Genomic DNA, 24,075 nt, shown 5'->3' with positions numbered 1-24,075 from the left:
GGTGGTCGCGTGCCGCCCGGACTTCAACGGCCCTCTCCCTGTCCCAATCCTTTCGGAAGGCACATCGTGACCATATCGGGCCGAGACCACATCCATGCCCTGACCGGGGCATTGCACCGCCTCGACACCGCTGCGCTGGACCGGTGGGGTCGAGCCCTCGCCGCCGTCCTGACGGCCGGCGGGCGGCTCCTGGTCGCGGGCAACGGCGGCTCGGCGGCCGAAGCCCAGCACCTCACCTCCGAGCTCGTCGGGCGCTTCCGCGCCGAGCGTGCGCCGCTGTCGGCGATCGCACTGCACGCCGACTCCTCCTCGGTCACCGCCCTCACCAACGACTACGGGCCCGAAGAGGTCTTCGCCCGGCAGGTCCGCGCGCACGGGCGGCCCGGTGACGTCCTCCTTTTGCTCTCCGCCTCCGGAACCAGCCCCAACGTGCTCGCCGCAGCCCGGGCGGGTCGGGAGACGGGCCTGACCGTCTGGGCACTGACCGGCCCCGGCCCGAATCCCCTGGCCGAGGCGAGCGATCTGGCCGTGTACGTGGACGCCGCCCAGGTGGCGACCGTCCAGGAATGCCACCTGGTCGCCATACACCTGCTGTGCGCGGCCGTCGACGCCCACTTCGTCGAGGCCGACGCCGCCGCTGCCGAGGAACCAGGTGACACACGGCGGCTGGTGGTGGTCGGCGACGTGCTGCTAGACCGTGACATCACCGGTACGGCCGAGCGGCTGTCTCCCGAAGCCCCCGTCCCCGTCGTCTCCAACGTCCGCACCACTGAACGGCCGGGCGGCGCGGGGCTGGCCGCCGCACTCGCCGCCCGGGAACCCAACTGGAGGATCACCCTCGTGTGCGGCCTCGGGCAGGACGCGCCCGGGGCCCGGGTCCGCGCCCTCTTGGACGAAGCGGGAGTGGAGATCATAAGCCTCGCAATTGGAGGCGCCACGCCGACGAAGACCCGCGTCCGCGCGGCTGGCCGTACACTGCTGCGATTCGATGCCGACAGTGACTCCGGTGCCGACAGCGTCGGCACCGCGGCACTTCGGCTCGGCCCACTCCCGCCCGAGGCCCGTGCCCGGCTTGCGGAAGCCTCCGCCGTCCTCGTCTGCGACTACGGGCGCGGCATCACAGCCCACGACGACGTCCGTCAGGCGCTGACTGATGCGGCCACGGGCCGACCACTGGTGTGGGACCCGCATCCCCGGGGCACCGCCCCGGTACCGGGGACCGCGCTGGCCGTCCCCAACGCGGAAGAAGCCCTGGCCCTCACCGGGGACGCGGCGCCGCGCGACCTCGCGGGCGATGCAGCGAGGGCCGTACGGCTGCTCGCCCGATGGCCCGTCAAACAGGTGGCCGTCACCCGGGGCTGCGATGGCGCGGTCCTCGTCGCGGATCCCGAGAGCCACCCCCTGGTCGTCCCGGCCCGGCGGGCCACCGGGGACGCCTGCGGGGCCGGCGACCGACTGGCCGTCACCGCCGCGCTGATGCTGGGCACCGGACGACTGCCCTCGCACGCGGTGGCCGCGGCCGTCGACGCCGCCACGCAATACGTCACCTCGGGCGGCCCCTCCTCGCTGACCGCCCGGCCCGTCACCGCCACGACAGACCCGCAGGAACTGGCCGCCCGTGTGCGGAAGCACGGCGGGCGCGTGGTCGGCGCCGGGGGATGCTTCGACCTGCTGCACGCCGGGCACTTGGCGCTCCTGGAACAGGCCCGCCGCCTCGGAGACACACTGATCGTGTGCCTCAACAGCGACGCCTCCGTGCGCCGTCTCAAGGGCGAGAGCCGACCAGCCGTTGGCGAGCGGGAACGGGCGATGCTGCTGGAAGCGCTGGATTGCGTGGACGGCGTGCTCGTCTTCGACGAGGACACCCCCGAGAGGATCCTGGCCGAGCTGCGCCCGGACGTCTGGGTCAAGGGCGGCGACTACGCGGGGCAGCGCGTCCCCGAGGCCGGCCTCGTGGAGAGCTGGGGAGGCAGTGTCGTCACCGTGCCCTACCTGGACGGGCATTCGACCACCAGCCGGATCGACCGGCTCACCGGGCGGGTCGGTGCCCAGTGACCGCCACCGGCGGCAACGCGGACCGGCCCCGGCGTCCGGCGGTCCTCCTCGATCGCGACGGCACCCTCACGGAGCACCGCCACTACCCTGCCCACCCGGACGAGCTGGCCCTCCAGCCGGACATTGGTGCACCGCTGCGCGCCCTTCAGGAGGAGGGCTTCGCTCTGGTCGTGGTCACCAACCAGAGCGGGGTCGCCCGGGGCCTGCTCGACGCCACCGTCCTGGACGCGATGCACGACCGGCTCCGCGCCCTCCTGGGCCGCCAGGAGGTTCGGCTCGACGCCATCTACGCCTGCCCGCACCACCCGGAGGGCACGGTGCCCCGATACCGGCTCGTCTGCCGCTGCCGGAAGCCGGCCCCCGGCATGCTTCTCCAAGCCGCCCGCGACCTCGATCTCGACCTCGCCCGGTCGTGGATGGTCGGCGACTCCCCGCGTGACGTGGAGGCCGGCCACCGGGCGGGAACCCGTACCGCACGGGTGGGTCCTGGGCTCGATGGGGGCGTTGATCCCGAGGTGACCGGTGCAACGACGTCCGAGGTTCTCCGCCACATGCGTTTGCTCGGCGCTGTCACGTTGGCTGACCGGGTGGGATGATCTTGTGGTTGGTCGTGCCGGGGAGGGGTTCGCTCGTGTCGGGGCCTTGACCCCCGCCCCAAGAGCAAGGACACCCGTGCCCGGGAGGACTGCGGTCACCGGCAGGGCAAGGGCCGTGCAGCCGGCCAGGCCGATGACGGGCACGAGACTGTTGGGGCGGCCTCTTCAGGGGTGAGGCTCCAGACAGAGGCGTTGGCGATGGCGTCGTACCGGTGTGATGATTCGGCCGTTCGTGAGCGTGTGAGCACTCGGCCGTGGACCGTGTACGACAACTTGTGGGCACTGATCGAGCCGCTGCTGCCTCCGTGGCCGGAGCGGGCGCCGGGGCCGAGGCCGGTATCCGACCGGCTCTGTCTTCAGGGGATCCTGTTGCATCCGCCACGGACCGCTGTAGTACCCGTGCACCTTCCCCGTCAGCACCCCGCACACCGGGCAGGGCAGGGCAGGGTAAGGGAGCATCCCGGGTCCGGACGCGACCCGGATCGCCTCACCGCCATCCACCACCTCCTCGACGACCAGCGCCGCGAGCCCCGAAAACACCGTGCCCACAAGGGAATTGGCGTCACGCATGTGATGTCAACGAGACTCGTCACATGTCGTCACCACCGACTACAGAACCGAGCCGAACGTTTTGCGGTCCCGGCCCTGGACATCGGGAACCCGCCCGAGACGGTCGCCCAGCACTCTCGTCCCACAGACGGCGGGGGCCACTTTGGTGCACGGTGGGCAGCTCCCGTGCCCCAGGCGCTACGGCGCGGGCCCAGGAGCCGTCCGCATGCAGCATCTCGTCGGTGATGACCGCCGGGCGCCCACCGTGCTTTCCCTTGCGGGCCGCGGCGTGAGGACGTCGGCAGGCGGGACGGGATGTCCAGTCCGGCCTGCTGGACGTTCACCACCGGTCTGTACGCAGTCCTTCCCACCGCCACCTGGCCTGGCTAGTTTCCCGCCTGTAACCACCGGAACCGGGAGGCTTCCTTGACCACGGACATGTCACGGCGACGGCTCTTCGCCCTGGGCGGCGGAGCGCTCGGCGCCGCTGCGGCCGGATCGTTCCTGCCGCCGTCGCTCCAGGCGGCCATCGCCGCGCAGCCCGACCGCACGGGGTCCGGCGAGGGGCTGGGGTCGATCAGGCACGTGGTGATCCTCATGCAGGAGAACCGTTCTTTCGACCACTACTTCGGGACCCTGCGCGGGGTGCGCGGCTTCGCCGACCGCAACGCGATCGAGCTGCCCTCCGGCAAGAGCGTCTTCGAGCAGCCCGGCCCGCTCGGCTCGACCGTGCTGCCGTTCCCGGTGCGCGGGGCGGCCGAGCAGCAGAAGAAGGACCTCCAGTACATCGGCGCCCTCGACCACTCCTGGAACGGCGGCGCCGAAGCGTGGGGCGAGGGCTGGATGAACGGCTGGATCAGCGCGAAGACGGCCGCCACCATGGCGTACTACGACCGCCGCGACATCCCGCTGCACTACGAACTGGCCGACACCTTCACCGTCTGCGACGCTTACCACTCCTCGGTCCACACCTCGACCAGCCCCAACCGCAACCACCTGTGGAGCGGGAAGACGGGCTTCGAGGCGAACGGCGAGCGGGCCGTGGGCAACGACGCGTACGACGAGGGGACCCACCCCGGCTACGACTGGTCCACCTACGCCGAGCGGCTGGAGAAGGCCGGGCGCAGCTGGCGCACGTATACCGAGTGGGAGAACTTCACCGACAATCAGATCGAGTTCTACGCCACCTTCAAGGCGATTGCCCGCAAGGCGCTCGCCCGCACCGGCGGCCACACGTACATGGAGGCGTTCTACGCCGCCGTCCGGGACACGGACGACGCGGCGGAGCGGGAGCGGATGCTCGGGCTGCTGGAGGAGGGCGTGGTCACGCTCACCCGCCATGAGCGCAGCCTGTTCGAGCGGGGACTGCGGCGGGTGGAGACGGGGACGCTGGCGGACGAGTTCGCCAAGGACGTCGCCGCCGGAACCCTGCCCGAGGTCTCCTACCTGGTGCCCTCGGCGATCGACTCCGAGCATCCGAGCGTCTCCTCGCCCGTGCACAGCGCCACCGTCGTCTACAAGATCCTCGACGCCCTCGGCCGGAACCCCGACGTGTGGCGGCACACCGCCGTCCTGATCAACTACGACGAGAACGACGGCTTCTTCGACCACGTACCGCCGCCCGTCGCGCCCCCCGAGGTCGCCGAGGAGCGCTGGGAGGGCCGTCCCACCGGCCTCGGCATCCGGGTGCCGCTGCTGGTCGTTTCCCCGTGGACGGTCGGCGGATACGTCTGCTCGGAGGTCTTCGACCACACCTCGGTGATCCGCTTCCTGGAGCGCTGGACCGGCGTGCGCGAGCCGAACATCAGCGACTGGCGGCGCACCGCCACCGGGGACCTCACCTCCGCCTTCGACTTCACCCGCGCCCGGCGGCGGCCCGCCCTCCAGCGGCCGGGCGCCATCCCTCCGTTCGGCGGGCGCTGGCAGCCCAGGCCGCCGTCCGTCCAGCGGCTGCCCGAGCAGGAGCCCGGCGCGCGCCCGGCGAGGCCGCTGCCCTACCAGCCGGACGCGCAGGTCCGCCGCTCGCCGGGCGGCCTGCGGGTCGAGCTCCGCAACACCGGCCGTGCCGGCGCGCACTTCGCGCTCTACCCGTACGCGGACGAGGTCCCGGCCCCGCTCCACCGGGACGTGAACGGCGCGGCGCACTGGACCGTGCGGCCGGCGGGGGAGGCGTACCGGTTCACGGTCACCGGTCCGAATGGCTTCCGGCGCGAGTTCGCCGGACCGGCCGACGGCGGCGCCGAGGTCTCCTCGCGGATCGACGCCCGCGAGCGCGACCTCCACCTCACGCTGCGCAACACCGGCCGCCGCACGCTGACCTTCACCGTGCGCCCGCTCGGCTACGTCGACGAGGACGACCTGCGGGACTGGACGCGCCGGGTCGCCGTCAAGCCGGGGCGCAGCCGTACCGTCGTGCACTCGGCGGCGGACGCGCACGGCTGGTACGACCTCGACGTCACGGCGGACGGCGAGGACGGATTCCGGCGGCGGCTCATGGGGCACATCGAGAACGGCCGGGAGAGCGTCTCCGGCTGAACGGGCCCGGCGCCCCTGCGCGGGGAGGTCGCCCGGCGCACCCTGTGCAAGGAGCGGACCAGATTCTGTGACCGTGGACACGAAACAGACAAAGGATGTTTTGCTGTCAAAGTGGCGGTCTCAGGTCATGTGACGTCCACCGGCCGACCACGCTGTCCGCCGGTGGACGTCCATGAAACCGCAGGGCCTCCGTCCCGTTGGCCGCAATCGCCCGCTGGTGCATCAGGCACCGTCTCGCCGCTCTCCTCATCTGGCTCGCCGCCCTCGGAGGCACCGCCACCGCGGCGGGCTTTGCGGGTTCCGACCTCGACTTCTCACACCTGGAGGGCGGGGAGGACGAGCAGGCCGCAGGCATCGTGCGGGACGTTGTGCTCTGGCACAGCACCCAGCTCGCCTCCGAGCACCGCTCTGCGGTGCTGCTGGTGCAGCCGGCCCGGATCGGCCGGCCGCACCCGAGCGTCTGGCCCCTGCCCGTTGCCTACCGGGCATCGGCCTACGCCTTGTCGAGCTCCTTCGGCCGGGCCGCGTAGAGCGCGGCGATCCCGGCCGCCTCCTGCGGATCGGCGGTCCCGGGCCGGCGACGGTCCTGAAGGTCGGCGTGTGCGAGCGCTGAATTATTCGGCGCTTAGGGCTTGCCGGGAATCAACACGTCGGTTTGATCTTGTTTTTGTCGAGGTCGAGGAATCTCGCGATGTCAGTCGGTGTGCGAAAGCGAGCGGTCGAGGCAGGGATGTGAATTCCGTGGGCTTCCAGGAGTGGGCGGACGTCTTTCGCCGCGCGGCTGATGGTCATGGCGGTGGTGTTGAAGAGCTGGCCCAGGAGGTCCATGGTCGCGAGTTTTCGCAGGTGGAGCACGGTGGCCAGGACCCGGTCGGCTGAGGTGAGCTTGGGTTTGGCTCCTGTGCCAGGGGCCACCAGGCGTTCGTGGCCTCTGCGGGTGCGGAGCACTTGCTCGCGTTGAATCTCCATCGCTGGAGTCAGCACGTCGATGAGTTCGTTGAGCTGCCGGCGGGTCATCCCGGTCAGTTCCGGGTCCTGTAACGAACGCTGCGTGAGGCGGGCCGGTCCGTCCGCCAGGGCCTCGTCCTGTGTGCTGGTGGTGGTCGTCGTGTCCTTCGGGCGCTGGGGGTGGAGGGTGTAGTTCCAGTCGCCGTGGAAGCGGTGGCGGGTGATGGGCAGGGCGGCGATCTCGTCGTCGCTGACGCGGATGCCGGTGGGGTACTCACCGCTGTCGAGTTCGGCCTGGACGGTGAGGCCGGTGCGGCTGGTGGTCGCAGCGATGGTCTGGAGCATGACTTCATGGCTGGTCAGGGGCCTGCCTCTCCAGTTCATGGTGATGTGGGAGAACAGTCGGTGCTCGATCTTGTTCCACTTCGAGGTGCCGGGCGGCAGGTGACACACCGTGATCTCAAGGCCGGTCTCGGCGGCGAGATCGGCGAGCTGGGTCTTCCAGCCCCGGGTGCGGTAGCCGTTGGAGCCGCCACCGTCAGCGGTGATCAGCAGCCGGCGGGCGCCGGGATAGTCGTGCCGGCCGACCGCCTGCCACCAGCGCCGGATCGAGGCGACGGCGAACGCCGCCGTGTCGTGGTCGGTGCCGATGCTGACCCAGCCGGTGTTCGCCGCCACGTCGTAGATTCCGTACGGAATGGCCTTCTCGGCCTGTCCGGGGAAGTCGTGCGTCTTGACCCTCACGGGACGGCCTGCCGGCTGCCACTCGTGCCCGGCGTTCCTGTAGTCGCCGATCAGCTCCTTCTTCTTGCTGTCCACGCTGATCACCGGGTCACCGGCGTCCCGGTGGCCTCGTGCCTGCTCGTTGAGGTAGCGGAACTGGGCATCCCTGTCGGGGTGCTGGGCACCTTCGATGGTCTTGGCGTTGGCCTGCAGGCTGAAGCCTTCCTCCCGCAGCAGGCCGGCGACGGTATCGGCGGAGACCCGGTGCCCCTGGCGGGTGAGCTCCGCCGCCAGCTTCCGGGTCGACTTCGTCGTCCAGCGCAGCGGCGACATCGGGTCGCCCCGCTCGTCGGGCTCGACCAGCGCCAGCAGTGCCGGCCGCAGCCCAGAGTCCAGCTCGGCCGCCTTCTTCCGCCCTCCGCCGGGATGGCGCACCCGCCCCAACGGGGCCTGACCGGAGTCCAGTTCAGCCGCCCCACGCGAGACCGTGGCCTCCCGGACCCCGGCCGCAGCGGCGACGATCCTGATCCCACCATGCCCCAGCGACAGTGCTTCCGCCCCTATGGCCAGCCGACGCTGACGCTCGTCCAGATGCGGCAACAGCACCTGGAACTTCGCCGCCAGAACGGACTCGATCCCCTCCGGTCTCCCCATACCAGACCAACGAGCCCCACAGCTGGAAGCCACGACTTGTTTCCCGGCAAGCCCTTAGAACTCCTAACGAAATGGGTCTTGGGGAACGCTAGGCTCGGTGGCCATGAGTCAGAGCGGTTCGCAAGCGGCGGCATTCTTCCGAAACGTCCGTGAAAACAGAGTGGTCTGGCTTGTCCGGCATGACGACGGAAGTCCGACTCACCTCTCCGCGGACGGCACGCGAAGTTTTCCCTTCTGGTCGACCTCGCCCCGGGCTCAGAGGGCGGCGAAGATCTGGGGGCACGGGCTCCGCGTCGATTCCATGCCCTTGGGCACCTGGTGCGATCTTGTACTGCCCGATGCCGCCAGGGACGGACTCGTGATCGGCATCAACTGGAGCGGGCCGCGTCTGGTCGGCTGGAGCTTCACCCCCGGGGAAGTCCTTAACCGGCTAGCGGCAGATAGCTAGCCCACGGCATCGGTCACCAGAGCGCGCAGTCGCCGCCAGCAGATGAGTGCGCATCCGAGGGTGAGGAAGGCTTCGTGGATGTCGTCGCGGATCTCCCAGCGGATCCGCAGCCGGCGGAACCAGTGCAGGTGGGCGAATGCGCGCTCCACTACCCAGCGTTGGGTGCCCAGTCCTGAGCCGTGCTCGGTGCCGCGCCGGGCGATCACCGGCTTCACGCCGAGGTCCCAGACCATGCGGCGGTACTTGTCGTGGTCGTAGCCGCGGTCACCCAGCACCACGTCCGGGCGGCGCCGGGGCCGGCCACGCTTGCCCCGCACGGACGGTACGGCCTGGAGGAGTGGGATCAGCTGGGTGACATCGTTGCGGTTGCCGCCGGTCAGGGTGGCGGCGAGCGGGATGCCGGTGGCGTCGGTGATCAGGTGGTGCTTGCTGCCCGTCCTGCCCCGGTCAACAGGGCTTCGTCCCGTCTTGGAGCCCCCTTTAACGCGCGGATATGGGAGCCGTCGACGGCCGCCCGGGAGAAGTCCAGGGCGTTCGCGCTGCGGAGCCTGGCGAGGAGGGCCTCGTGCAGTCGCGACCACACCTCAGCCTCGGTCCACTCGGCCAGCCGGCGCCAGCAGGTCATTCCGGAGCCGAAGCCGAGTTCCTGCGGCAGGTGTTCCCATGCGATCCCGGTGTGCAGGACGAACAGGATGCCCTGGAACACGAGCCGGTCCGGATGCCGCTTGCGCCCGGGGTACCGGGTCCGGCGCTCAACCTTGGGCAACAGCGGCTCCAACACCGCCCACAACTCGTCATCAACTTCCCACGGCTTTGGCCGAGCCACCCCGCACCCCCGGATCATCAGTCCCGGAGCGATCCAATCACCTCGAAGATCATTTCGTTAGGAGTTCTTAGGGCTTGCCGGGAAACAAGTCGTGGCTTCCAGCTGTGGGGCTCGTTGGTCTGGTATGGGGAGACCGGAGGGGATCGAGTCCGTTCTGGCGGCGAAGTTCCAGGTGCTGTTGCCGCATCTGGACGAGCGTCAGCGTCGGCTGGCCATAGGGGCGGAAGCACTGTCGCTGGGGCATGGTGGGATCAGGATCGTCGCCGCTGCGGCCGGGGTCCGGGAGGCCACGGTCTCGCGTGGGGCGGCTGAACTGGACTCCGGTCAGGCCCCGTTGGGGCGGGTGCGCCATCCCGGCGGAGGGCGGAAGAAGGCGGCCGAGCTGGACTCTGGGCTGCGGCCGGCACTGCTGGCGCTGGTCGAGCCCGACGAGCGGGGCGACCCGATGTCGCCGCTGCGCTGGACGACGAAGTCGACCCGGAAGCTGGCGGCGGAGCTCACCCGCCAGGGGCACCGGGTCTCCGCCGATACCGTCGCCGGCCTGCTGCGGGAGGAAGGCTTCAGCCTGCAGGCCAACGCCAAGACCATCGAAGGTGCCCAGCACCCCGACAGGGATGCCCAGTTCCGCTACCTCAACGAGCAGGCACGAGGCCACCGGGACGCCGGTGACCCGGTGATCAGCGTGGACAGCAAGAAGAAGGAGCTGATCGGCGACTACAGGAACGCCGGGCACGAGTGGCAGCCGGCAGGCCGTCCCGTGAGGGTCAAGACGCACGACTTCCCCGGACAGGCCGAGAAGGCCATTCCGTACGGAATCTACGACGTGGCGGCGAACACCGGCTGGGTCAGCATCGGCACCGACCACGACACGGCGGCGTTCGCCGTCGCCTCGATCCGGCGCTGGTGGCAGGCGGTCGGCCGGCACGACTATCCCGGCGCCCGCCGGCTGCTGATCACCGCTGACGGTGGCGGCTCCAACGGCTACCGCACCCGGGGCTGGAAGACCCAGCTCGCCGATCTCGCCGCCGAGACCGGCCTTGAGATCACGGTGTGTCACCTGCCGCCCGGCACCTCGAAGTGGAACAAGATCGAGCACCGACTGTTCTCCCACATCACCATGAACTGGAGAGGCAGGCCCCTGACCAGCCATGAAGTCATGCTCCAGACCATCGCTGCGACCACCAGCCGCACCGGCCTCACCGTCCAGGCCGAACTCGACAGCGGTGAGTACCCCACCGGCATCCGCGTCAGCGACGACGAGATCGCCGCCCTGCCCATCACCCGCCACCGCTTCCACGGCGACTGGAACTACACCCTCCACCCCCAGCGCCCGAAGGACACGACGACCACCACCAGCACACAGGACGAGGCCCTGGCGGACGGACCGGCCCGCCTCACGCAGCGTTCGTTACAGGACCCGGAACTGACCGGGATGACCCGCCGGCAGCTCAACGAACTCATCGACGTGCTGACTCCAGCGATGGAGATTCAACGCGAGCAAGTGCTCCGCACCCGCAGAGGCCACGAACGCCTGGTGGCCCCTGGCACAGGAGCCAAACCCAAGCTCACCTCAGCCGACCGGGTCCTGGCCACCGTGCTCCACCTGCGAAAACTCGCGACCATGGACCTCCTGGGCCAGCTCTTCAACACCACCGCCATGACCATCAGCCGCGCGGCGAAAGACGTCCGCCCACTCCTGGAAGCCCACGGAATTCACATCCCTGCCTCGACCGCTCGCTTTCGCACACCGACTGACATCGCGAGATTCCTCGACCTCGACAAAAACAAGATCAAACCGACGTGTTGATTCCCGGCAAGCCCTTAGGGCTTGCCGGGAAACAAGTCGTGGCTTCCAGCTGTGGGGCTCGTTGGTCTGGTATGGGGAGACCGGAGGGGATCGAGTCCGTTCTGGCGGCGAAGTTCCAGGTGCTGTTGCCGCATCTGGACGAGCGTCAGCGTCGGCTGGCCATAGGGGCGGAAGCACTGTCGCTGGGGCATGGTGGGATCAGGATCGTCGCCGCTGCGGCCGGGGTCCGGGAGGCCACGGTCTCGCGTGGGGCGGCTGAACTGGACTCCGGTCAGGCCCCGTTGGGGCGGGTGCGCCATCCCGGCGGAGGGCGGAAGAAGGCGGCCGAGCTGGACTCTGGGCTGCGGCCGGCACTGCTGGCGCTGGTCGAGCCCGACGAGCGGGGCGACCCGATGTCGCCGCTGCGCTGGACGACGAAGTCGACCCGGAAGCTGGCGGCGGAGCTCACCCGCCAGGGGCACCGGGTCTCCGCCGATACCGTCGCCGGCCTGCTGCGGGAGGAAGGCTTCAGCCTGCAGGCCAACGCCAAGACCATCGAAGGTGCCCAGCACCCCGACAGGGATGCCCAGTTCCGCTACCTCAACGAGCAGGCACGAGGCCACCGGGACGCCGGTGACCCGGTGATCAGCGTGGACAGCAAGAAGAAGGAGCTGATCGGCGACTACAGGAACGCCGGGCACGAGTGGCAGCCGGCAGGCCGTCCCGTGAGGGTCAAGACGCACGACTTCCCCGGACAGGCCGAGAAGGCCATTCCGTACGGAATCTACGACGTGGCGGCGAACACCGGCTGGGTCAGCATCGGCACCGACCACGACACGGCGGCGTTCGCCGTCGCCTCGATCCGGCGCTGGTGGCAGGCGGTCGGCCGGCACGACTATCCCGGCGCCCGCCGGCTGCTGATCACCGCTGACGGTGGCGGCTCCAACGGCTACCGCACCCGGGGCTGGAAGACCCAGCTCGCCGATCTCGCCGCCGAGACCGGCCTTGAGATCACGGTGTGTCACCTGCCGCCCGGCACCTCGAAGTGGAACAAGATCGAGCACCGACTGTTCTCCCACATCACCATGAACTGGAGAGGCAGGCCCCTGACCAGCCATGAAGTCATGCTCCAGACCATCGCTGCGACCACCAGCCGCACCGGCCTCACCGTCCAGGCCGAACTCGACAGCGGTGAGTACCCCACCGGCATCCGCGTCAGCGACGACGAGATCGCCGCCCTGCCCATCACCCGCCACCGCTTCCACGGCGACTGGAACTACACCCTCCACCCCCAGCGCCCGAAGGACACGACGACCACCACCAGCACACAGGACGAGGCCCTGGCGGACGGACCGGCCCGCCTCACGCAGCGTTCGTTACAGGACCCGGAACTGACCGGGATGACCCGCCGGCAGCTCAACGAACTCATCGACGTGCTGACTCCAGCGATGGAGATTCAACGCGAGCAAGTGCTCCGCACCCGCAGAGGCCACGAACGCCTGGTGGCCCCTGGCACAGGAGCCAAACCCAAGCTCACCTCAGCCGACCGGGTCCTGGCCACCGTGCTCCACCTGCGAAAACTCGCGACCATGGACCTCCTGGGCCAGCTCTTCAACACCACCGCCATGACCATCAGCCGCGCGGCGAAAGACGTCCGCCCACTCCTGGAAGCCCACGGAATTCACATCCCTGCCTCGACCGCTCGCTTTCGCACACCGACTGACATCGCGAGATTCCTCGACCTCGACAAAAACAAGATCAAACCGACGTGTTGATTCCCGGCAAGCCCTTAGGGGGTCATGCCGAGCCGGGCCGAAGTCGCGGGTCGGCTGGGGAGCCGTGGGCAAGGGCCGCGTGCCGTCGCGGACACCGGACCAGCCCGGGTGAGGTGCGGGTGGGGCGAAACGGCCGGCGCTCCTTCTCGCCGTCGATGGCGTCCCGGCGATAGTGCTCGGCCGTCGTACGGACGTGCTGGCGTGGAACACCCTCGGGCATGCCCTGCTGGCCGGTCACCTGGACTTCCGAGACCCGGATGACCCGGTGCGACGCCCGAACATGAGCCGGATGCTGTTCCTGGACCTGCACTGTCAGGAGCTGTACGCGGACTGGAAACGCAAGGCGCGCGCGGGGGTGGGCAACCTGCGCATAGCCGTCGGCAGGTACCCGGAGGACGCGCTGCTCGCGGAGCTGATCCGCGAACTGTCGATGAAGAGCCCGGAGTTCGTCGGGCAGGCTCCTGAGCCCGTCGCAGACCAGCATCAGGTCGTCGTTGACGCTGCGGTTCTTGATCTCGGTGAGAGTGTGCATCCAGTGCTTGGCGCCCTCGTCGCCGTCGCCGGCCCACAGCTCGAGGATGTCGCGCCGGCCCTCGGCCGTGACGGCCAGGGCGACATAAATGGGCCGGTTGGCGACCGCGCCGTCGCGGATTTTCACGTGGATGGCGTGATGAAGACTATGGGGTAGACGGCGTCCAGGGGCCGGTTCTGCCATTCGGCCGTGCCGTCGAGGACCTTCTCGGTGATCGTGGAGATGGTCTGGCGGGACCCGTCGGCACCGTAGACCTCGGCGAGGCGGGCCTGTACCTCGCCGGTGGTCAGACCCTTCGCCGTGAGCGAGACGGCCATCTCGTCCACACCGGACAGACGCTTCTGCCGCTTCTTGACGATCTTCGGTTGAAGGAGCCCTCACGGTCGCGGGGCACGGTTATCTCCACCGGGCCGACATCGGTCAACACGGTCCTGGCACGGGTGCCGTTGCGCGAGTTGCCGTCGTTCTTCCCGGCCGGATCGTGCTCGTCGTAGCCGGCGTGGTCGGTGATCTCACCCTCGAGAGCCGACTCCAGGAGCCGCTTGGTCAGCTGCTGGAGCAGTCCGCCCTCGCCGGTCAGCTGAAGGCCCTCGGCCTGAGCCCGGCCCACCAGCTAGTCAATCAGCCGGTCGTCCACAGACTTCGACGGCGTCGCCTCAGACCTCTCAACGGTCTCGACCTTGGTCACGTTGTCACTGGTCATCGACGCATCATCCTGATCGGGAGTTACACCGAACGTTTTACAGTTCCACGTTCAGATCAACCGCGACATCCTTGAACGTTCGCCTGCCGGCCGAGGCCCGCCACAGCGCGATCGCGTCGGACCGGAACTCCGCACTGTACTTCGAGAGCCGTGCCACAGAGATCTACACCTTCCAGGATCAACAAGATTCATTGTCAGGTGTGTCCACACCGCGGGGGTCATCTCACACGGCGGTGCCCCGCAACGGCACCACACACCGGTGCGCCGGTATGTGTGGTACGCCGGCCCGATTCCGGCGGGCCGGCGTACCACGTCACGTCGCGCGGGCGATCCGGTCAGTAGTCGTAGTGGTCGTTCTCGATCACTCGGAAGCTGCCCCCTACTCCGTTGCTGACGAACACACCCCCTTCGACGCGGTTCGGGAACACGCCTTCAGTGGAACCGTGGGGGCCGACGGTGGCGACGGGGGCGCCGTTGTCGCAGGTCGCCCCGCTGAAGACCTCGACGGTTCGCCGGCTGTCGTTGAAGATGTTGAAGCTGGTGGAGCCCAGGCCGCTGGCCACGCTGACGCAGCCGCCGGGGGAGGCGGAGTACGTGCGCTCGTTGAGGTGAATCCTGCCCTCGTCGTCGTCCCGGCCTCCGTGACCCCGGTCCTGGTCGCCTCCGCGCTCGCCGCCGCCTTCGTCGTTGCCTCGGCCCTGATTGCCGCGGTCCTCGTCGTTGCCGCCTCGGCCTTCGTTGTCGCTCCGGCCTTCGTTGCTCCTTCCGGCGTCACCTCTGTCCTTGGGAGCCCTAGCGGGGGCTGGGGCTGGGGCTGCGGCCTTTTGGACGACCGGGGCGGCTTGGGGCGGCTCGTTCGTGGCGGCCGAGGTGAAGGTGCTGCCGGTGGCGGTCAGGGCCGCGGCGGCGGTGATGGCGGCAGTGAGGACGGTGGAACGTGCGGTCATGTCGTTTCTCCTGTCTCGGAGTGAGGCCGGCTGAGCAGCGGACCCGTGATTGAACGTACGTAGGGACTCCATAGCTGTCATATCGGGGCATAACGAAACGCCGATGCCGGAGCATCGGCTGGGACGGCAGTCACCCGTATGTCATTCGGGTGCAACGTGGCGCATCTGTCCGGGCTCGGGGAGCACCGGACCACTGCAGGTCAGAGACCGGTCGTCCCCTGCGCGTACGGGCTGCACCTCACCTCACCAACCCCCACCCAGGACGGCCAGGGTCGTCCCCTGCGAGTACGGGCTGCACCCTTCGTGACGTGCAGTGTTAGAACAGCCTTGTCTGCTCTTCACTCGAGTTGGGGGACGTCGGCGAATTGCTCCGCCGAGGTGACACCGTGCCAGGTGGTCCGGTGCCTTCCCGTTTCGCTGTCTCCTGCTTCCGGCCCCGAGAGGCCGGGAGTCTGATGGGGACTCCACTGGCGTTCTGCGTCTCCCCCATACCGAGGGAGACGGGTGGAACGGGGTGTGCGTCAGCGACGACGGCGTGCCGTTTGATGTTTCAGGCGGCGTTCAGGTCCCGATCCATCGCCAGGCCGCAGACGGCGCAGTGGAATACCCGGTCGGCGAGCTGGGAGCCGTACCAGGAAGCTTTGTAGGTGAGCTGACGGCGCAACTCGCCGGGGGGCGGAATCCAGGATGGCCCGGTTGAGGCCAGCTTTCTGTCGGACCTTCTTCCCGCGCGCTTCGATGGTGCGCGGGCTGAGCGGGTCATGCCCGCCACGTGCAGGTCTTCCACGGCAACTGTCGCGCAGCCGGTCGTGGGCGTTGTCACGTTGTTGGGTATGCGGGTCTCTGACGGTGCGTCGAGGCGTGGCGGGGCCGGGTGCCGGCCTGGGCTCAGGCCGCGGTAGGCCGGCCGGTGGCGCCGGTGATCTGCTCCCAGATGGCGAAGCGGACGGTCATCTCGGCGCGGCGTTGGGGTGCGGTCATCAGGTGGCGGCGGGGTCGGAGGTGCGGTGAGATGCCACTGAAACGCCGACAGGAACCGCTGCGCTCCACCGATGGAGCGGAAGCCCTTCATCGCTCGTTCACGCTGCCGGGTCGGCTGATGGGAGTTCTCGGCCCGGTTGGTCGCCTGGGATCGATGGTGCTGGGCGCGACCGCCCCGGTCCAACAACGCCTGGCCGAGCACGGCATCAGGCCCGCCGAGCACTACCTCGACTCTGGCTATTCGTCCGCCGACCTCATCGCCGCCGCACGGGAACAGGGCACCCGTATGGTCACCCCAGCCCTGCTCGATCACTCCGGTCCCGACAGCCTCGTCAACGAATCCGTACACCACGTCCGTGGACGCAGCCGCGCCTTGGACCGTTCAGAGTCAGAGGCGGTCGTGCGTTCCCGGGGAGCCCGGGGGTATTGCGTGCGGGGTTGCTACTTCTGCCCGGTCGTAGCCCGGCAGGTCAGGTCCTTGGCGTGGAGCCTGCCCGTGTTCAGGTAGACCGTGGCGGCCTTGTCTGCGCAGGGATTGCCGTCGGGCGCGTAGAGGACGCCGTGTCCCTCGCCCGTCGGCGACGGTGAGCATCCGGGAGCCGCGCAGGGCCCGGTGCATGGCCTGGCCTGCGAAGAGGGGCGTCTGGGAGTCCCACTCGTTCTGTGTGATCAGTGCACCGACTTTGTTGTCAATCGTGGTCTGCGGCTCGTTTCCCTGCTTCCAGAAGGCACATGGGGTGATGGTGGCCGCGAAGTCGCCGCACAGCGGATGCCGGGCCGTGTCGCGGCGGTACCGTTCGGGCACGTGCGACCAGGTGCGATTGTCGGCGCGGATGCCTTCACCGGCGAGGGTCTGCCCGTCGAAAGGAAGGGGCTCGCGGTCCGCCCGCGCGATCAGGTTCCAGAAGGTCTGGCGGACCTTGGCCGGGGTGTCGCCCAGTCCGTACGTCGTGTGCCGCCGGGCGGTCCATTCGGTCCATCGCGTGAAAGCCCGCTCGGCCGCCTTCGCCATGTCCTGGAACATCCCCCGGTAGATCCGCGTGGGGTCGGTCGCACTGTCCAGGACGATCCGGTCGGCGCGCTGGGGAAACAGCTGCATGTAGACGGCGCCGAGGTAGGTGCCGTAGGAGATCCCCAGGTAGGAGATCCTCTTCTGGCCCAGCGCGGCGCGGATGACGTCCATGTCACGGGCGCTGTTGCGGGTGGTGAGCTGCGGCAGCTTGTCACCGGCCTTGGCCCGGCACTTCCCGGCGACCGTACGTACCCGGTCCGCGCCCTTCGCGAAGGTCCCGGCCTTGTACGGCTGGTCGGACTGTTCCTCGGCGGTCAGACCGCAGCTGACGGGAGAGCTCTGCCCGGCGCCCCTCAGGTCGAAGCCGACGAGGTCGTACCGCCGCTTCACTTCCGCGGGGAACTTCATGAGCGGGTCGGCAGGCAGATGCAGTCCCGGTGCGCCGGGGCCGCCCGGGTTGAGCAGCAGAACGCCGCGACGTTCCTTCGTGCTGCCCGCCGTCAGCCGGGATATCGCGAGGCCGATCGTCTTGCCGCCGGGGTCGCTGTAGTCCAGCGGCATCTTGAGTGTCGCGCACTGAAAGGTGTCGGGGCCCTTCGCTCGCAGCGTTTCCACTGGAGCTTCTGCTGCGTGTACTTCCGCAGGGGGTCCTTGGCGGTGGAGGCGTCGGATGCCTTGGAAGCGGCGAAGGTCAGCGCCGAAAGGGCGGCCGTCGCGAGGCCGGCGGCGAGTAGGGGGCTATGCGGGTGTTTCTGTTTCGCACGGTGGTGCTCGTCCTTGTCGAGGAGGGTGGGCAGCCGGTTCACCGGTGAGGGAAGGCCGATCAGTTTCCGTTGAGGTGTTGGCGGACGCACCGCGTGTACTGGTGGAACCTGTCGGGCTGGTAGCACTCCTGCGTCTTGTTCGTGTACCGGACCATGAAGACGGCGACCACAAAGAGAGTCCGTGAAGCCCACGGGCACATCGCGGGAAGGTGGTGACAAACCCAAGGCGGCCCGGGGCAGGCCAGGGGGCTCTGGCAGACCTATGTGGACGGGTGGGGTTAGCGGTCTCGGGCGCGGGGGCGGTGGTGGGGTTCCGCGAGGTGATCGAGGCGGATGGTCTCGAGTGTGGTTTTGGTGATGCGTTCGGTGCCGTCGGTGATGGCGGCTTGGCGGATGAGTCGGGTGAGGGATCCGATGCGGCCGACGGTGCGCTGGTGGAGGTAGGGGGCGTGGCGGGGGAGTGTGCCGGGTTTGTGCTGTTGGAGGTCGAGGTTGTTTTCGATGTCGGTGATGACGTTGCGGAACGGTTGGCGGGTGCCGTGGCGGGCGTGGAGGGGCCCGCAGTCGACCAGGGTGGCGCGTCCGGCGAGCTGGGCGCCTCTCACGCCGGTGAACAGGGGTGTGTCGGTGACGTTGATGCCGGCGTAGACGAAGGTCGCGGGCAGGCGTTCGGTGAGGTCTTTGATCAGGTCGGCGGTTTGGGCGCCGGTGGTGGTGCGGGGGTTGAGGCGGTGGATTTCGACGATGAGGACGAGTTGGATACCAGCTTGGGTGTAGGTGTGGCAGACGGCGTCGGTGATCTGGGTCTGGGTCATGCGGGTGGTGGTGGGGATGCCGAGGTAGCGGGCGAACTCGGTGATGAGGGTTTTCGCGGTGGCGCCGGGCGGCACGAGGACGTACGCGACGGGTACCGCGGCGTGCGCTGGTCCGGTCGGGGGCGGGTTATTGCGGGTGTGGGCGAGGTGGCAGGCACGCCCGACGTGGAGGAGGGCGGTGGTCTTCCCTGCGACGACGACGGCGTCGATCGCTGCGATGGCGATGATGGCGGCGGGCAGGGAATGGGACCGCTGCAACCCGCGGCCGCAGAACGATGACACCGCCGCGGGCCCGAACCTCGCCCCCGAGGTGTAGAGAACCAGCCGACATGCCGGCAGTTGCACCGCGGCATCCGCGACTTCGTCGATGCGATGCCCGCCCATTGCGGACAGCGGCTCAGCTCAGTCCAGACGGTCGTAGGCGCCCGGCTCCCAGTCCGCGAACAGTGTCAGGGCCTTCTCTGTCTCCGTTCGCTCCGGAGCGGCATTGGTGGCCGGCCACCAGTTCTCGACCTGATGCGCGTCCACGAGCACACCGGGGCGGTACCCGTCGAAGTCGCCGGGGTCGCCTGCCATGCCGATATGGATGGGTGCGTCGTCAGGCAGGTCCTTCAGTGCGTCGCGGAGCTGCGCGGCGTTCCAGACCTGCGGGGCGTGCTCAAAGACGTCGGTCATGCACACAGATTGCCGGACCGGACCGTCTTGGTGGTGGAGACACGGCTAGGACGTGTTTGAGATGTGGTCACAGCGTCTGCCGTATGAGGGTGAGCTGAACGGTCGACTCGTAGCGGACAGCGAGCTTGTCGTATCTGGTCGCGACGCCTCTCGCCTGCTTCAGAAGGCCGATCCGGCACTCGACTTTGTGCCTGCGTTTGTACATTTCGCGGTCGAAGCCGGGAGGACGGCCGCCGGCAGAACCGCGGCGGAGCCGGTGTCCGGCCTGGTCCCGCTTCTCCGGGATGGTGTGCGCGATCCCGCGTTTGCGCAGGTAGGAGCGAATCTGACGGGAGGAGTACGCCCGGTCGGCAAGCACATGTTCCGGCCGGGTGCGGGGGCGTCCACCGCTGACCCGGGGAACACGGATTCGCTCCATCACCTGCACGAAGGCGGGCGCGTCGCCCCGTTGGCCAGCAGTGATGACGGCTGCGAGGACGTGGAAAGAGGCATCGACGGCGAGGTGAATCTTGGTAGTCAGTCCGCCGCGCGAGCGTCCCAGGCCGTGGTCGTCCGGCTCGGCCGCGAGGCCATTCGGACGCGTCCGGCCTGGATCGTCAGCCCCCTTTTGCGGGCCCCGGCGGCGTGCTGGTGGGCCCGGCAGACGGTGGAGTCGACCGAGACTTCCCACTCGATGATCCCGTCTGCGTCTGCCTTGACCTGCAACTTCTTTAGGACGCGGGCCCATGTTTCGTCGATCTGCCATCGCCGGAACACCGCATACGCCGTCTCCCAGGGGCCGTATCGCTCGGGCAGGTCCCGCCAAGGCGAGCCGGTCCGGGCCCGCCACCAGATCCCGTCGAAGACCTGCCGCCGATCCCTCGGAGGTCGGCCCATCTTCGGTATCAGCGGCAACACCGCTTCCAGCCGCTCCCACTGTGCATCCGTCAGGTCGCCACGAGACATCTGAAGATCGTTTCACGACCTTGATCGACATCTCAAACACGTCCTAGAGCTGTGACACCGGGACGCGCAAGGACCGTACTCGGAGCTGGGGCTTGTTCAGCTGGCATCGGGCAGGTCCCGTAGGTCCGGGAGGTTGAACAGCCGGCCGGCCCGGCGCTCGTTCTCCTTGCGCATCGCCGTACCCCATGGCCACGTCCAGGGGGCGGGTTCGAGGTGCGGGCAGAGCATTCGGTGTGCCACCCGGCATTCGGCTCCGGGTGTGGGCTCGGCGTCCCACGTGTTGACCGCGATGCCGTCCACGGTGATGACCCATCGGCGGCGCGGCGGCAGATGGTGGGCGGGGGCGATCACGTCGGGTTCGAGGAGAACCCAGTGCCCGTCGTACAGGGTGGGGTAGCGGTCTTGTGTGAGGCCGCAGTGCGGGCAGTTCGGTGGTTCGGGGGGTGGTGGGGCGCTGACGCCTTCGCGGAGTGCCTGCAGTGCGTCGTCTGAGTTGCCCGGCCCGGGTTCGGTGTTTTCGGTGTCCCCCATGACTGAAAGGGTCCGGACGGGCCGTCAGGTACGCCAGGGCGCGATCCGGCCGGTACGGCGGGGGTCTGGCGTGACGAGGTGGCTGTACGGCGCCACACGGGGTACACATGGTCCCGCTCACCCCCGCGGCGGTGGCCGAACCTCAGCCGTCACTCGAACAGGAACGGCCAGACGAACATGATCACGGCGAGAGGAGGCGGGTGGCTGCCCCGTCGAGCACCCAGTGCCCTTCGGGCGGCTCCCCGCAGGTGACGCAGACGCCGGGGAACAGGAGCCCCTCGAAGTAGTCGTGGGCGAATCCGCCGGGGCCGTCGTAGTCGCGCCGTGCGACCTCCGAGCAGTCCCGGCTTCGGCTGGTCCTGCACCGGCCGCAACAGTCATGCCCGGTGATGGAGGGTCTCATCTTCTTGGTGCACGGTCCGTGGCTGCACAGGACGTAGCCGCCCATGTGGTTGGTGACCCGGCGGATGAGTTCCGGGACGACTGGGCTGTCGTCGTTGCTCTCGTCGTTGCCGTCACTGTCGTCGTCGCACTCAGGCCCGGCCGAAGACCTACGAGCGCCCGCAAGGACGATGATGCCTCCCACCACGGTGATGACCACGCCGCCGATCACGACTGCCTTACCCGCGACGTTGAGACTGTTCCAACGGTCAGCGACGCGCCGACGTAGAGATCTCTGTGTGTCCTCGGGGTCTGGGGTCGGCTCGGGCGCCTGGTCATCGGTGGTGTCGGTCATGATTCCCCCTGTGAAAGTGATGGGTAGTCGTCCGCCCTGGCCGACCACACAGGACCGGCCCGGGCAGGTTGTCAGGCTTCCTCGCGGTGGCGGGCGACTGTCTCTACGGCGTAAGCCTGAGCGTTGACGGTCGGCGGGCCATCAGCTCGGAATGACGTCACGCCACCTCCTTGCGCACCCTTGCATCTCCTCGTAATTCCTGCGGCACGATCAGTGCTCCCGTTGCCACTCCGGTCCCGACATGCTTGCGGGCATGCCACAGCCGAAGCGGCACTGCGGGATCTGGTTACCTGACGCGTCGAGCGCAACCTCGACGGTCTCCGCTTCCCGGGCACGGGTCTCGAGGACGATCATTCGACTCCCGCGCCTCTCCTTCGGTTCAGCTCGCACGTCCGAGGCCGGACGGTCCTCGGTGCGCCGATCTTTCCGGTCGCCCTGCCGAACTGATGGTGCGCGCTCCTGGTCGTCCACGGCAGGTCCGTTAGCTGCCAGGTACATCTGCCACTGCCGCGCCCGGGAGCCAGCCGTGGTAACCGCCCCGCTGGAACGGTGCGGCCTCCAAGATGAACTGGCGTGAGGGTCAGGCCGTCCTCTCCTTCGAAGGCACTCGGTTGATGGGCGGGGACGAGGATGCGGTGCCAGCCCCAGCAGTACGCGTCTGCGGTGGGATTGTCCGGGTCGTAGGGTCTCTCCGGGCATCGGGCGAGCGTGCCGCCCGGACGGCACTGGCCCACCGGCACCTCCTGGTTTCACTCACACGCCGACATGATGTCCGCTGCCCAGGTCGCGGGCGGCGAGTCCGGCATCATCGTCGTCGAGGGCCTGCGGAACCAACTGCCGCCGTCGTTGCGCGGCATCATCGAGCACGCGGTCGCGCTCAAGGACTTCCAAGTGCAGGCGATTCGATCAAGACCCATCCCCTGAGCATCGGCTCACCCACAAATTACTTTCCAGTAACTGTCGGGGCTTCGCGGCGGCAGCCACGACCAGCTCGTCGCCCCGAGATCACTGTTCACCTGGGCCAAGCGGGCAGGACTGATCTTCCGCAACCCGACCAGCTGGATCAAGGCCGGGCAGTACCAGTACGACGTGCCGCAACCGCTCGTCCCCGCTCAGGTCGACCGGTCCGTCGCGGCAGCCACCACCCCGGCCACACGGCTCATCCTCGCCTTCGCCAACCGCCGTTCCGTTGTACCTGAGCCGGGGCTTGCCTGGTTTCTCGGTGCGTACCCGCGTACCCGAGGAGGCTCCGCCGAGCGGCTCCGCTTCATCGGGTGGATGGCTTCGGTTGCGTCCTGGCCGTGTGCGTCGCAGGCTGCCGTTATGGACCACCCCCCGGGAGCCAGTGCGCTGCCCGTCCTGGTGACCGGTGCCGCGGGCAGTGTCGGCGCCGTCGGACGTTCCGTCGTCGAGGGCCTTCGGCGACGCGGCCTGCCCGTCCGGGCCGCGGTACGTCGCGAGGACGATCGCGCACGGGCGCTGCGGGCGACCGGCGCCGAGGTCGTGGTCGCAGACCTGACGCGTGCGGGCGAGGTTGCCGGCGCCCTGGACGGTTGCGGGCGGATGTACTTCGGCATGGGCGTGTCGGCGCAGTACCTGGACGCGGCCCTGACGGCAGCGGTCGTCGCGCGCGCGTACGGGCGCCTGGAGGTGTTCGTAAACATGTCACAGCTGACCGTCGCCGAGATGGACCTGACCCATACCTCCGAGTCGGATCAGCAGCGGCAGCAGTGGCTGGTCGAGCAGGTCCTCGACTGGTCGGGCCTGCCCGTTGTCCAGATCAGGCCAACCGTGTTCCTGGAGAACCCGCTCTTCCGCGTCGGCTTCTCCTCGATCGCGAAGACGGGCACCATCAGTCTGCCCTTCGGCGAGGCAAAGACCTCCCCGGTGGCGGCCGGCGACGTCGCTGCGGTCGTGGAAGAGGTCCTGGCCGACCCGCCTCCGCACATCGGGCGGATCTACGAGCTGACCGGCCCCCGTTCGGAGGGCATCACCGCAATGGCGGCGCAGGTCTCCGCAGTCCTGGGCCGGCCGGTCGGCTACCGCGACGTTCCTCTGCAGGAGTGGATCGACCACGATCTCAGGCCGCTTGGGCTGCCGGATCACGTCTTCCAGCACATTTCCACCATGGCCCGCCTCCACGCGGAGAACCGGTATGACCGCGAGGCGGACGGTGTGGAGCGGGTCACCGGGCGGCCCTCTTCGGAAGTGGCCGACTTCGTCCGGACCCACGCCGACCTGTTCACCGGCCCATGAACGGCGAACTCCTCGACCCGGCCGTCGCCACGGCGGGCGGCCGGGCACTGTGGAGCACTTTTGGCCGAAGGCACGGGCTCAGTCTGCTTTGGATGTGCCGAGTTCGATTCGCCGCAGGGCTGGCAGGAGCAGGGGTAGCAGCATGGCTACCACCGTCAAGGCGCCACCGGTTGTGGCCACCGACAACGACGCGTTCGAGGTCGACACCACCCCCGTCGAGCACCCTGCCGCCCCGCACGGCCAGTCGCTGAACTGCCCCGAGCGGCCACCGCCCGCGGCCGTT

The 24,075-nt window shown here is 68.9% G+C and carries 18 protein-coding genes and 4 pseudogenes; 11 read left to right on the top strand and 11 right to left on the bottom strand.

The window, feature by feature from the left end:
- The first annotated feature begins 66 nt into the window (after positions 1-66).
- The 5 genes and pseudogenes from OG322_RS01010 (at position 67) to OG322_RS00990 (ending at position 6,265) form a co-directional block, all read left to right on the top strand.
- A complete protein-coding gene (locus tag OG322_RS01010) occupies positions 67-2,055 on the top strand; it encodes a PfkB family carbohydrate kinase (RefSeq protein ID WP_398912395.1) in 1,989 nt (662 codons plus the stop codon).
- A complete protein-coding gene (locus OG322_RS01005; protein WP_329305893.1) occupies positions 2,052-2,651 on the top strand; it encodes a D-glycero-alpha-D-manno-heptose-1,7-bisphosphate 7-phosphatase in 600 nt (199 codons plus the stop codon). The genes OG322_RS01010 and OG322_RS01005 overlap by 4 nt, the downstream gene beginning before the upstream one ends.
- A gap of 261 nt (positions 2,652-2,912) precedes the next feature.
- Positions 2,913-3,020: pseudogene (locus OG322_RS01000) on the top strand (IS5/IS1182 family transposase); the annotation flags it as partial.
- A 606-nt stretch (positions 3,021-3,626) separates the two neighbouring features.
- Positions 3,627-5,735 (top strand): phosphocholine-specific phospholipase C, encoded by a 2,109-nt coding sequence (locus OG322_RS00995; RefSeq protein ID WP_124286046.1) that lies wholly within the window; start codon positions 3,627-3,629, stop codon positions 5,733-5,735.
- Between the two features lie 197 nt (positions 5,736-5,932).
- On the top strand, positions 5,933-6,265 hold the full coding sequence (locus tag OG322_RS00990; protein WP_123465913.1) for a hypothetical protein: 333 nt from the start codon (positions 5,933-5,935) through the stop codon (positions 6,263-6,265).
- Positions 6,266-6,377: 112 nt separating this feature from the next.
- On the opposite strand, the gene OG322_RS00985 is transcribed toward OG322_RS00990, so the two are convergent.
- A complete protein-coding gene (locus OG322_RS00985) occupies positions 6,378-8,060 on the bottom strand; it encodes an ISAzo13 family transposase (RefSeq protein ID WP_266411580.1) in 1,683 nt (560 codons plus the stop codon).
- Positions 8,061-8,163: 103 nt separating this feature from the next.
- Between OG322_RS00985 and OG322_RS00980 the strand changes: the two genes are divergently transcribed.
- Positions 8,164-8,508 carry a DUF2750 domain-containing protein gene (locus tag OG322_RS00980; RefSeq protein ID WP_123467438.1) on the top strand — a complete coding sequence of 115 codons (345 nt, stop codon included), beginning with the start codon at positions 8,164-8,166 and terminating at the stop codon, positions 8,506-8,508.
- On the opposite strand, the gene OG322_RS00975 is transcribed toward OG322_RS00980, so the two are convergent.
- A protein-coding gene (locus OG322_RS00975; RefSeq protein WP_260147306.1) for an IS5 family transposase occupies positions 8,505-9,352 on the bottom strand; the annotation gives its coding sequence in 2 pieces (ribosomal slippage) (positions 8,505-8,989 and positions 8,989-9,352; 849 coding nt in all). The two genes, OG322_RS00980 and OG322_RS00975, sit on opposite strands and share 4 nt — an antisense overlap.
- A gap of 106 nt (positions 9,353-9,458) precedes the next feature.
- Here OG322_RS00975 and OG322_RS00970 point away from each other — a divergent pair.
- The 3 genes and pseudogenes from OG322_RS00970 to OG322_RS00960 form a co-directional block, all read left to right on the top strand.
- Positions 9,459-11,141 (top strand): ISAzo13 family transposase, encoded by a 1,683-nt coding sequence (locus tag OG322_RS00970; protein ID WP_266411580.1) that lies wholly within the window; start codon positions 9,459-9,461, stop codon positions 11,139-11,141.
- Positions 11,142-11,212: 71 nt separating this feature from the next.
- Entirely contained in the window at positions 11,213-12,895 is a 1,683-nt protein-coding gene (locus OG322_RS00965) for an ISAzo13 family transposase (protein WP_266411580.1), read from the top strand.
- A gap of 172 nt (positions 12,896-13,067) precedes the next feature.
- Positions 13,068-13,316: pseudogene (locus OG322_RS00960) on the top strand (MmyB family transcriptional regulator); the annotation flags it as partial.
- 27 nt (positions 13,317-13,343) lie between these two features.
- Here OG322_RS00960 and OG322_RS00955 read toward each other — a convergent pair.
- From OG322_RS00955 to OG322_RS00910, 9 genes and pseudogenes are all read right to left on the bottom strand, one after another.
- Positions 13,344-14,040: pseudogene (locus OG322_RS00955) on the bottom strand (IS256 family transposase); the annotation flags it as partial.
- Between the two features lie 425 nt (positions 14,041-14,465).
- The gene (locus OG322_RS00950) at positions 14,466-15,077 is read right to left on the bottom strand and encodes a hypothetical protein (RefSeq protein ID WP_123465917.1); all 612 of its coding nucleotides are present in this window, start codon (positions 15,075-15,077) and stop codon (positions 14,466-14,468) included.
- A gap of 888 nt (positions 15,078-15,965) precedes the next feature.
- Positions 15,966-16,200 (bottom strand): annotated as a pseudogene (locus OG322_RS41445) (IS6 family transposase); the annotation flags it as partial.
- A 246-nt stretch (positions 16,201-16,446) separates the two neighbouring features.
- The gene (locus tag OG322_RS00935) at positions 16,447-17,685 is read right to left on the bottom strand and encodes an alpha/beta fold hydrolase (RefSeq protein WP_443066514.1); all 1,239 of its coding nucleotides are present in this window, start codon (positions 17,683-17,685) and stop codon (positions 16,447-16,449) included.
- Between the two features lie 427 nt (positions 17,686-18,112).
- On the bottom strand, positions 18,113-19,033 hold the full coding sequence (locus tag OG322_RS00930; protein WP_329305892.1) for a TniB family NTP-binding protein: 921 nt from the start codon (positions 19,031-19,033) through the stop codon (positions 18,113-18,115).
- A gap of 18 nt (positions 19,034-19,051) precedes the next feature.
- On the bottom strand, positions 19,052-19,324 hold the full coding sequence (locus tag OG322_RS00925; RefSeq protein WP_123465927.1) for a DUF6225 family protein: 273 nt from the start codon (positions 19,322-19,324) through the stop codon (positions 19,052-19,054).
- Between the two features lie 67 nt (positions 19,325-19,391).
- Positions 19,392-20,269, bottom strand: a protein-coding gene (locus tag OG322_RS00920) for an IS5 family transposase (protein WP_370375188.1) whose coding sequence is annotated in 2 segments (ribosomal slippage) — positions 19,392-19,924 and positions 19,924-20,269 — 879 coding nt in all. Because the reading frame shifts where the segments join, the coding sequence is not laid out codon by codon here.
- A 96-nt stretch (positions 20,270-20,365) separates the two neighbouring features.
- A complete protein-coding gene (locus OG322_RS00915) occupies positions 20,366-20,800 on the bottom strand; it encodes a DUF6083 domain-containing protein (RefSeq protein WP_123465929.1) in 435 nt (144 codons plus the stop codon).
- A 181-nt stretch (positions 20,801-20,981) separates the two neighbouring features.
- The gene (locus OG322_RS00910) at positions 20,982-21,536 is read right to left on the bottom strand and encodes a hypothetical protein (RefSeq protein WP_241200389.1); all 555 of its coding nucleotides are present in this window, start codon (positions 21,534-21,536) and stop codon (positions 20,982-20,984) included.
- A gap of 768 nt (positions 21,537-22,304) precedes the next feature.
- Between OG322_RS00910 and OG322_RS00905 the strand changes: the two genes are divergently transcribed.
- Both OG322_RS00905 and OG322_RS00900 read left to right on the top strand, forming a co-directional pair.
- Positions 22,305-22,460 (top strand): hypothetical protein, encoded by a 156-nt coding sequence (locus OG322_RS00905; RefSeq protein WP_266412963.1) that lies wholly within the window; start codon positions 22,305-22,307, stop codon positions 22,458-22,460.
- Between the two features lie 399 nt (positions 22,461-22,859).
- Complete coding sequence (locus tag OG322_RS00900; protein ID WP_123465933.1) at positions 22,860-23,792, top strand: NmrA family NAD(P)-binding protein; 933 nt, start codon at positions 22,860-22,862, stop codon at positions 23,790-23,792.
- Positions 23,793-24,075: the final 283 nt, after the last annotated feature.

This window comes from Streptomyces sp. NBC_01260, assembly GCF_036226405.1.
GTDB lineage: Bacteria > Actinomycetota > Actinomycetes > Streptomycetales > Streptomycetaceae > Streptomyces > Streptomyces laculatispora.
Note: the sequence above shows the minus strand (reverse complement) of the source record. Positions and strands in the feature narration are given on the sequence as shown.

What these genes read in the sequence shown, in the direction of transcription:
- OG322_RS00980 (WP_123467438.1), top strand. Translation starts at nt 8,164, where the DNA reads ATGAGTCAGAGCGGTTCGCAAGCGGCGGCATTCTTCCGAAACGTCCGT.
- OG322_RS00915 (WP_123465929.1), bottom strand. Translation starts at nt 20,800, where the DNA reads ATGGGGGACACCGAAAACACCGAACCCGGGCCGGGCAACTCAGACGAC.
- OG322_RS00965 (WP_266411580.1), top strand. Translation starts at nt 11,213, where the DNA reads ATGGGGAGACCGGAGGGGATCGAGTCCGTTCTGGCGGCGAAGTTCCAG.
- OG322_RS00905 (WP_266412963.1), top strand. Translation starts at nt 22,305, where the DNA reads ATGTCCGCTGCCCAGGTCGCGGGCGGCGAGTCCGGCATCATCGTCGTC.
- OG322_RS00985 (WP_266411580.1), bottom strand. Translation starts at nt 8,060, where the DNA reads ATGGGGAGACCGGAGGGGATCGAGTCCGTTCTGGCGGCGAAGTTCCAG.
- OG322_RS00900 (WP_123465933.1), top strand. Translation starts at nt 22,860, where the DNA reads ATGGACCACCCCCCGGGAGCCAGTGCGCTGCCCGTCCTGGTGACCGGT.
- OG322_RS00930 (WP_329305892.1), bottom strand. Translation starts at nt 19,033, where the DNA reads ATGGGCGGGCATCGCATCGACGAAGTCGCGGATGCCGCGGTGCAACTG.
- OG322_RS00950 (WP_123465917.1), bottom strand. Translation starts at nt 15,077, where the DNA reads ATGACCGCACGTTCCACCGTCCTCACTGCCGCCATCACCGCCGCCGCG.
- OG322_RS00925 (WP_123465927.1), bottom strand. Translation starts at nt 19,324, where the DNA reads ATGACCGACGTCTTTGAGCACGCCCCGCAGGTCTGGAACGCCGCGCAG.
- OG322_RS00910 (WP_241200389.1), bottom strand. Translation starts at nt 21,536, where the DNA reads ATGACCGACACCACCGATGACCAGGCGCCCGAGCCGACCCCAGACCCC.
- OG322_RS00970 (WP_266411580.1), top strand. Translation starts at nt 9,459, where the DNA reads ATGGGGAGACCGGAGGGGATCGAGTCCGTTCTGGCGGCGAAGTTCCAG.